The 9,574-nt window shown below is 68.9% G+C and carries 1 protein-coding gene; it reads left to right on the forward strand.

What is annotated here, in order from left to right; genetic code table 11:
* Window positions 1-9,574, forward strand: a 9,574-nt coding sequence (locus tag ACWELQ_RS27595; protein WP_452399955.1) for an amino acid adenylation domain-containing protein, incomplete at both ends; no start/stop codon positions are given.

A 9,574-nucleotide genomic window follows, 5' to 3' on the forward strand; every position in this document is an offset into this window, starting at 1 on the left:
GCGAGGTCAGCGGTGGCGAGGTCGGGTCCCAGTACATCGGCCCGTGGGTCAACATCATGTTGTTCCACAACGAGGTCGTGCTGGGCGACATCACCGGTGAGTACAGCGTGCTGTCCACCGGTTCCATCGAGGATCTGGGCGTCAACTTCTACCAGTCGGTGAAGGGCACCCGGAACCACATCGACTTCGAGACCAACCCCAACCTGTACTCCGAGGGTGAGACTCGCAGCCATCACGCGCGTTTCCTGGAGTTCTTCGATCGTTTCCTGGCGGCGGGGGCCGAGCAGACCGTGTGGGGTCTGCCGATCACCACCGAGGACGAGCGCGTCCAGACGCTGCTGGAGTGGAACGAGTCGGGCCACGAGGTGCCGACCACGACGCTTCCGGCGTTGCTGGACAAGCAGATTCCGCTCACCCCGGACCGTGTCGCCGTCGAATTCGAGGGTGAGCAGCTCACCTACGCCGAGTTCGGCGCGCGCGTGAACCGCCTGGCCCGCTTCCTGATCGCCGACGGCGTCGGGCCGGAATCGCTGGTGGCCCTGGGCATGCGGCGTTCGCTGGACCTGGTCGTGGGCATGCACGCGGTGTTGCGCGCCGGTGGCGCGTACGTGCCGATCGACCCGGATCATCCGGCCGATCGCACGGCCTACATTCTCGAGTCCGCGGGACCGGTCTGCGTGCTGACCACCGCGCGCGACGAGCTCGAGCTGCCGGAGTCGGTGCGGCGCTTGGAGATCGACACCCTGGATGTGTCGGCGTTCTCCGATGAGCCGGTCACCGACGCGGATCGCCTCGCGCCGCTGCGGCCGGACAACACCGCCTACGTCATCTACACCTCGGGTTCGACCGGTCGCCCCAAGGGTGTCGCGGTCACCCACCACGCCATCGTCAACCAGGAACTGTGGATGCTCGACGAGTATCCGATGACCGCCGACGATGTCTACCTGCAGAAGACGGCCACCACCTTCGACGTGTCGCTTTGGGGCTATTTCATGCCCCTGCTGGTGGGCGCGAAGCTGATCGTCGCCACCCCGGACGGTCACCGCGATCCGCTGTACGTGGCCGAGATGATCGAGCGCCACGGCGTCACGGTCACCGACTTCGTGCCGTCCATGCTGACGGTGTTCGTCTCGCACGCGACCCGGGCCCAATGTGCCTCGCTGCGCTACGTTTTCGTGATCGGTGAGGCGCTGCCGCCGGAGACCGGCGCGGGCTTCCGCGAGATCACCGACGCGGGGCTGCACAACCTGTACGGGCCGACCGAGGCCGCGGTCTCGGTGACCTATTGGGAGAACACGGCCGCGGACACCGTCACGGTGCCGATCGGTCTGCCCGAATGGAATGTCGAAGTCTACGTACTGGATTCGCGTCTGCGACCGGCCGCGATCGGGGCTTCGGGTGAGCTGTATCTGGCGGGTCGTCAGCTGGCGCGCGGGTACAAGGGTCGTTCGGATCTGACCTCGGATCGGTTCGTGGCCAATCCGTTCGGTTCGGGCGAGCGCATGTACCGCACCGGTGACCTGGTGCGGTGGAACGAGTCCGGCGCGCTGGAGTACATCGGCCGCACCGACTTCCAGGTCAAGTTCCGCGGTCAGCGCATCGAGCTGGGCGAGATCGAGACCGATCTGCTCGCGCACCCGGCCGTCAGCCAGGCCGCCGTGCTGGTGATGGACACCGCCACCGGTCAGCAGCTGGTCGCCTACGTGGTGCCCAAGCCGGGCCAGTCGATCGACCCGGCCGAGCTGACCCGTTTCGTCGCCGAGAAGCTGCCGTCCTACATGGTTCCGGCGTCGATCATGGTGCTGGACGCGTTCCCGCTCAACACCTCCGGCAAGCTGGACCGCAAGGCCCTGCCCGAGCCGGTGTTCAGCGCCGACGCCGCCGGATACCGGGCCCCGCGCACGGCCGCCGAGGAGATCGTGGCGGGCGTGTTCGCCGATGTGCTCGGTCACGAGCGGGTCGGCGTCGACGACAACTTCTTCGATCTGGGCGGCAACTCGCTGGTCGCCACCCAGGTGGTGGCGCGCATCTCCGCCGCCTTCAGCACCCGTCTCGGCGTGCGCGCGCTGTTCGAGAGCCCGACCGTCGCCGGTCTGGCCGCGCGCGTGGAAGCCGAAGGGCCGTCGGATGTCTCGGCGCGTCCGCCGCTGGTCGCGCAGCAGCGGCCGGAGCGGGTGCCGCTCTCGCTCGCGCAGCAGCGCATGTGGTTCCTCAACCAGTTCGACCCGAATGTGCCGACCTACAACCTGCCGTTCGTGGTCCGGTTGCGCGGCGAGGTCGATATCGAGGCGCTGCAGCTGGCACTGAGCGATGTGGTCGCGCGCCAGGAATCGCTGCGCACCATCTTCCCCGAGTCCGGGGACGGCGGCTTCCAGCGCGTGCTGCCCATGTCCGAGGTGGATCTGGGCATCGAGGTGGTGGATCTCGCCGAGGCCGAATTGCCTTCCGCGCTGGCGGCATTCGCCTCCACCGGGTTCGACGTGTCGACCGAGCTGCCGATCCGGGTGCGGGTCTTCCGGCTCGCGAACGAGCCGGGCGACGTCGATCTGGCCGTCGCGTTCGTCGTGCATCACATCGCGGCGGACGGCTTCTCGTTCGGTCCGCTCTCGCGCGACATGACCGCCGCCTACCTGGCGCGCGTCGCCGGTCAGGAACCCGCGTGGGCTCCGCTGCCGGTGCAGTACCAGGACTTCAGCATCTGGCAGCGCGAGGTGCTGGGCGCGGAATCCGACGCCGAGTCCATGGCCGCGCGCCAGATCACGCACTGGCGTGAGAGTTTGGCCGGTCTGCCGGATCAGCTGGATCTGCCCGCCGACCGTCCGCGGCCGCCCGTGCAGAGCTTCCACGGTTCGCGCGTCACCTTCGAGATCCCGGCGGAACTGCACACCCGGCTCGCGGGTCTGGCTCGCGCCCAGGGTGTTTCGCTGTTCATGGTCATGCATTCCGCGCTGGCGGTGCTGCTGGCCCGGTTGTCGGGTACCTCCGATATCGCCATCGGCACCCCGGTCGCCGGTCGTGGTGAGCAGGCGCTCGACGACCTGATCGGCATGTTCGTCAACACCCTGGTGCTGCGCTCGGAAGTGGATGGGGCGGAACGCTTCACCGATTTCCTGGCTCGCACCCGGGAGACCGATCTGGCGGCCTTCGCCAATACCGATGTCCCGTTCGAGCGGCTGGTCGAGGTCATCAACCCGACCCGTTCGCAGGCCCGGCATCCGCTGTTCCAGGTCATGCTGTCGTTCCAGGAGATGTCGCACGGCTCCATGGAGCTGCCCGGCCTCACCGTCTCCGCGGACGAGCTCGAGGTCGACATCGCCAAGTTCGACCTCCAGTGGACGCTGACCGAGCAGCGCGATCTGGCCGGTGCGCCCGCCGGGCTGTCGGTGGTGCTGTCCTACGCCACCGATCTGTTCGACGCCGCCACCGTCACCGAGTTCGGGCAGCGCTACCTGCGCGTGCTCGAGACCGCGGTCGCCGCGCCGGAGACGGTGGTGCGCGATATCGACGTGCTGGGTTCGGGTGAGCGCGAGACCGTGCTGCACGCCTGGAACCACACCGAGCGCGAGCTACCCTCCGCCGCGACGGTTCTCGATCTATTCGAGGCCCAGGTCCGGATCCGCCCGCAGGCCACCGCCCTGATCTTCGATCCGGGCGAGCGCAGCGGCAGCATGTTCGGCCCGGCCGAGGAGCTGTCCTACGCGGAGTTCGACGGCCGGGTCAATCGCCTGGCGCGCAAGCTCATCGACGACGGCGTGGGCCCGGAGTCGCTGGTGGCGGTGGGCATTCGCCGCTCGGTGGACATGCTGGTCGCCATCTACGCGACGCTGACCGCCGGTGGCGGGTACGTGCCGATCGATCCGGATCACCCGGCCGAGCGCACCGACTACGTGCTGCGCACCGCCGAGCCGGTGGTGCTGCTGACCACCGCGCTGGATGCGGTGGAATCGTCGGATTGCGCTGTGCTGCACCTGGATTCGCTGGATCTGAGCGACTACAGCGACGCCCCGGTCACCGACGCGGACCGGCTGGCCCCGCTGCGGGCCGACAATGCCGCCTACGTGCTGTTCACCTCCGGCTCGACCGGCCGCCCCAAGGGCGTGGCCGTGCCGCATGCCGCGGTGCTCAACCAGATCGCCTGGATCACCGGCGAATACGACATCGACGACACCGATGTGATCCTGCAGAAGACGCCGGTCACCTTCGACGTCTCGGTGTGGGAGCTGTTCGGTTCGCTGGCCGTGGGCGCGCAGCAGGTCATCGCCGCGCCGGACGGGCACCGCGACCCGATGTACCTCTCGGAGGTCATCGGACGGCACCGGGTCACCATGACCTCGTTCGTGCCGTCCATGCTGAGCGTGTTCGCCTCCAGCGCCTCGGCCGCCGAATGCCTGTCCCTGCGTGCGGTTCTCGTCGCCGGTGAGGCGCTGCCGCCCGCCACCGTGACGGCCTTCCGCCGCTTCTCCACCGCCGCGGTGCACAACCTGTACGGCCCGACCGAGTTCACCGTGCACGCCACCTACGCGCCCATCGACGCGCCCGTGGTCACCTCGGTGCCCATCGGCCGCCCGGTGTGGAACGCGCAGACCTACGTGCTGGACGAGGGCCTGCGCCCGGTGCCCGCCGGTGTCCCGGGTGAGCTGTACCTGGGTGGCGCGCAGGTGGCGCGCGGCTACTTCGGCCGCCCGGACCTCAGCGCCGAGCGCTTCGTCGCCAACCCGTACGGCGCGCCGGGCACCCGGCTCTACCGCACCGGTGACCTGGTGCGCTGGAACCACAATGATCCCGGCGTCATCGACTACATCGGCCGCACCGACTTCCAGGTGAAGTTCCGCGGCCAGCGCATCGAGCTCGGCGAGATCGAGACCGCGCTGCTCTCGCACGGCAAGGTGCAGCAGGCCGTGGTGCTGGTCATCGACACGGTCGCCGGCGATCAGCTGGTCGCCTACATCGTGACCCGCGGCCCGGTGGATCTGGACGGGGTCAAGACCTCGTTGCAGCGCACCCTGCCCGCGTACATGGTGCCGGGTTCGATCATGGTGCTGGACGCGTTCCCGGTGAACGCGTCGGGCAAGCTGGATCGCCGCGCGCTGCCCGCGCCGCGCTTCGAGGTCCGCGAATTCCGCGCTCCGACAACGCCGATCGAGGAGATCGTCGCCCAGATCTTCGGCGAGGTGCTCGGTATCGCGCGCGTCGGCGTGGACGACGACTTCTTCGAGCTGGGCGGCAACTCGCTGATCGCCACCCAGGTCGCGACCCGGCTGGGTACCGCGCTCGATACCCGTGTCCCGGTGCGCATGCTGTTCGAGGCGGCCACGGTGGAGGCCCTGGCGGCCCGCGTGGAATCGCACGTCGGTGACGGTGGCCGCAAGGCGCTCGTCGCCCGCGAACGCCCCAGCGAGGTGCCGCTTTCGCTTGCGCAGCAGCGCATGTGGTTCCTCAACCGCTTCGACACCGCCTCGGCGGTCAACAACATCCCGGTGGCGATTCGCCTGTCGGGTGAGCTGGATATCGCGGCCCTGCAGGTCGCGGTCATCGACGTCATCGACCGTCACGAGTCGCTGCGCACGGTGTTCCCGGAGACCGTGCACGGCCCGGTGCAGCGGGTGCTGGACGCCGCGCAGATCGTGCCGGACCTGACGCCGGTGCCGGTCACCGACGCCAATCTCATCGATCACCTGGTCGAGCTGGCCACCATGGCCTTCGATGTGACCGACGAAGTGCCTTTGCACGCGGCGCTTTTCGAGCTCAGTGAGACCGAGTACATCCTCGGCATGGTGGTGCACCACATCAGCGCCGACGGCTGGTCCATGGGCCCGCTGGCGCGTGACGTCATGGTGGCTTACGCGGCCCGCACCTCGTGGGAGGCTCCGGCGTGGGCGGAACTGCCGGTGCAGTACGCCGACTACGCGCTGTGGCAGCGTGAGGTCCTCGGTTCCGAGGAAGACCCGGAGTCGTTGATCGCCAAGCAGATCCGCTACTGGACCGACGCTCTGGCCGATCTGCCCGACGAACTGGTGCTGCCCGCCGACCGGGCGCGCCCGGCCGTGGCCAGCTACCAGGGTGGCACGTACCCGTTCGCGATTTCGGCGGAAACCCAGCAGGCGCTGGTGGATCTGGGCCGTCGGCACAATGCCTCGCTGTTCATGGTCATGCACTCCGCTTTGGCGGTCTTGCTGGCGCGGTTGTCGGGGACGTCCGATATCGCGATCGGTACCCCGGTGCACGGTCGTGGTGAGGCCGCGCTGGACGATCTGATCGGCATGTTCGTCAACACCCTGGTGCTGCGCACCGAGGTGGACGGCAACGAGACCTTCGCCGATCTGCTGGCCCGTTCTCGTGACGCCGACCTGCACGCGTTCGCGCACGCGGATGTGCCGTTCGAGCGGTTGGTCGAGGTGCTCAACCCGTCGCGTTCGCAGGCGCGGCACCCGTTGTTCCAGGTCATGCTGACCTTCCAGAACACCCGGCAGGCCAGCCTGGAGCTGCCCGGGTTGTCGGTCAACGGCATCGACTACGACGCGCGCCTGGCGAAGTTCGACCTGCAACTCACCTTGCAGGAGGCGCAGGACGACCGCGGCGAGAACGCGGGCATGTCCGCCGAGATCTCCTACGCGCTGGACCTTTTCGACGAGCCGACCATCGAGGCGTTCGCGCGCCGTTTGGATCTGATCCTGGCCGCCGTGGTGGCGAATCCGGAGCTGCCGCTCGGGGATATCGACCTGCTGGTCGCCGATGAGCGCTCGCAGGTGCTCGACGAGTGGAACGACACGTCGCATGCGATCGAGCCGGGCACCCTGGTCTCGCTGTTCGAGGCACAGGCTCTGACCAGCCCCGATGCGCCTGCCGTGGAGTTCGAGGGGACAAGTCTGTCCTACGCCGAGTTCTCGGCGCGGGTGCACAAGCTGGCGCGCAAGCTCGTCGCGCAGGGCGTAGGCGCGGAATCGCATGTGGCGCTAGCCATCCGGCGCTCGCTGGATCTGGTCGTCGCTATGTACGCGGTGCTGGAGGCCGGCGGCGCGTACGTGCCGTTGGATCCGGATCAGCCGGGTGAGCGCATCGACTACGTGCTCGATGTGGCGCGGCCGGTCGCGATTCTGACCACCGGTCGCGACGACTTCGTCACCGGCCGCAATGTGCCGGTGCTCGAGGTGGATTCGCTCAACCTGGACGCCTACTCCGACGCGCCGCTCACGGATGCCGAACGGGGCGCGGCGATCCGGCCCGAGCACACCGCCTACGTCATCTTCACCTCCGGTTCGACCGGCCGCCCCAAGGGTGTGGCCGTCGAGCACGGCGCGATCGTGAACCGCCTGCTGTGGATGCAGCACGAGTACCCGATCGACGCGAACGACGCGGTGCTGCAGAAGACTCCGGCCACCTTCGACGTGTCGGTGTGGGAGTTCTTCTGGCCCTTGCAGACCGGCGCGCGACTGGTGGTCGCCAAGCCGGACGGGCACCGTGACCCGGTGTACCTGGCGCAGGTCATCGCGGAAACCGGCATCACCACCGCGCACTTCGTGCCGTCCATGCTGTCGGTCTTCGTCGCCACCCTCGGCAACGAGAACGGCGACGCCTCGGTCCCCGCACCGCGTCTGCGGCAGGTCTTCGCCTCCGGTGAGGCGCTGCCCGCGCCGACCGCGCAGAAGCTGCGCGAGCTGACCGGTGCGCGCCTGCACAACCTCTACGGCCCCACCGAGGCCGCCGTCGACGTCACCTACCACGAGGTCGTGGACACCGACACCGTGTTCGTGCCGATCGGCCGCCCGGTCTGGAACACCGAAACCTACGTGCTCGATGCCCGTCTGCACCCGGTCGCGCCGGGTGTCGCGGGTGAGCTCTATCTCGCGGGCGATCAGCTGGCGCGCGGCTACCTCGGCCGCCCGGACCTGTCCGCCGACCGGTTCGTGGCCAACCCGTTCGTGGGCGGCGACCGCATGTACCGCACGGGTGACCTGGTCACGTGGACCGCTGACGGTGAGCTGAACTACCTGGGCCGCACCGACTTCCAGGTGAAGCTGCGCGGTCTGCGCATCGAGCTGGGCGAGATCGAGGCGGCGCTGCTGGCGCAGCCGAACATCGCGCAGTCGGTCGTGGTGGTGCGCACCGACGCGCACGCCGGCGATCAGCTGGTGGGTTACGTGGTCCGCGAACCGGATTCGGTCGTCGATCTCGACGCGGTCAAGATCGCGATCGGCTCCTCGCTGCCGGGCTACATGGTTCCGGCCGCGATCGTGGTGCTCGATGCCTTCCCGGTGAATGCCTCCGGCAAGCTGGATCGCCGGGCGCTGCCCGCTCCGGTGTTCGAGGCCAAGCGTTTCCGGGCCCCCGCGACGCCGATCGAGGAGATCATCGCGCAGATCTTCGCCGATCTGCTCGGCGTCGAGCGGGTCGGCGTGGACGACGACTTCTTCGAGCTGGGCGGCAACTCGCTGGTCGCCACCCAGGTCGTGGCGCGGCTGTCGGCGGCGCTGAGCGCCGAGATCGGCGTGCGCGCGCTGTTCGAGGCCCCGACCGTGGCGTCGCTGGCCGCGCGGGTGGAGTCGCACGCGGGAACCGGTGTGCGCCAGGCGCTCACCGTGCGGACGCGGCCGGAGTACCCGCCGCTGTCGCTCGCGCAGCAGCGCATGTGGTTCCTCAACCGGTTCGATCCGGAGTCGGCCGCGAACAATATCCCGGCGGCCGTACGGCTCACGGGCGCACTGGATCTCGACGCCATGCGCGGCGCGATCGCGGATGTGATCGCGCGGCACGAGTCGCTGCGGACCATCTACCCCTCGCACGAGGGCGTCGCCTACCAGAAGGTGCTGCCGACCGGGCGCGCCGTGCCGGAGCTGGACGTGCTCGACGTGACCGAGGGTGAGCTGTTCGCCGCGGTCTACGCCTTCGCCGCACAGGGTTTCGACGTCACCGCCGAGACTGCCGTGCGCCTGCGCGCGTTCCGCCTCGCCGCGGACGATCACGTCCTCGTCCTGGTGGCCCACCACATCGCCGCCGACGGTTTCTCGATGAACCCGCTGGTGCGCGATCTCATGACCGCCTACATCGCGCGCAGCCAGGGCGAGACCCCGGGCTGGACCGAACTGCCGGTGCAGTACGCCGATTACGCGCTGTGGCAGCGGGAGACGCTGGGTTCGGAAGAGGACCCGCGTTCGCTCATCACCGAGCAGCTGGACTACTGGTCTTCGACGCTGTCCGGCCTGCCGGACGAGCTGCGCCTGTCGGCCAAGCCGCGTCCGGCCGTCGCCTCCTACGACGCGGGCACCCATCGCTTCCAGGTGCCGGGCGAGCTCATCGCCGGTCTCAACCGGGTGGCGCAGAGCAATGCCACCACCCTGTTCATGGTGGTGCACAGCGCCTTCGCCGCGCTGCTGGCGCGGTTGAGCGGCACCGATGACATCGCCGTCGGCATTCCGGTGGCGGGCCGCGGCGAGCAGGCGCTCGACGATCTCGTCGGCATGTTCGTCAACACCCTGGTGCTGCGTTCGCCGGTGGACACCGGCGCGAGCTTCACCGAACTGCTGAAGACCGTGCGCGAGCGCGATCTGCAGGCGTTCGCGCACGCGGACGTGCCGTT

This window comes from Nocardia sp. NPDC004722, from assembly GCF_053601505.1.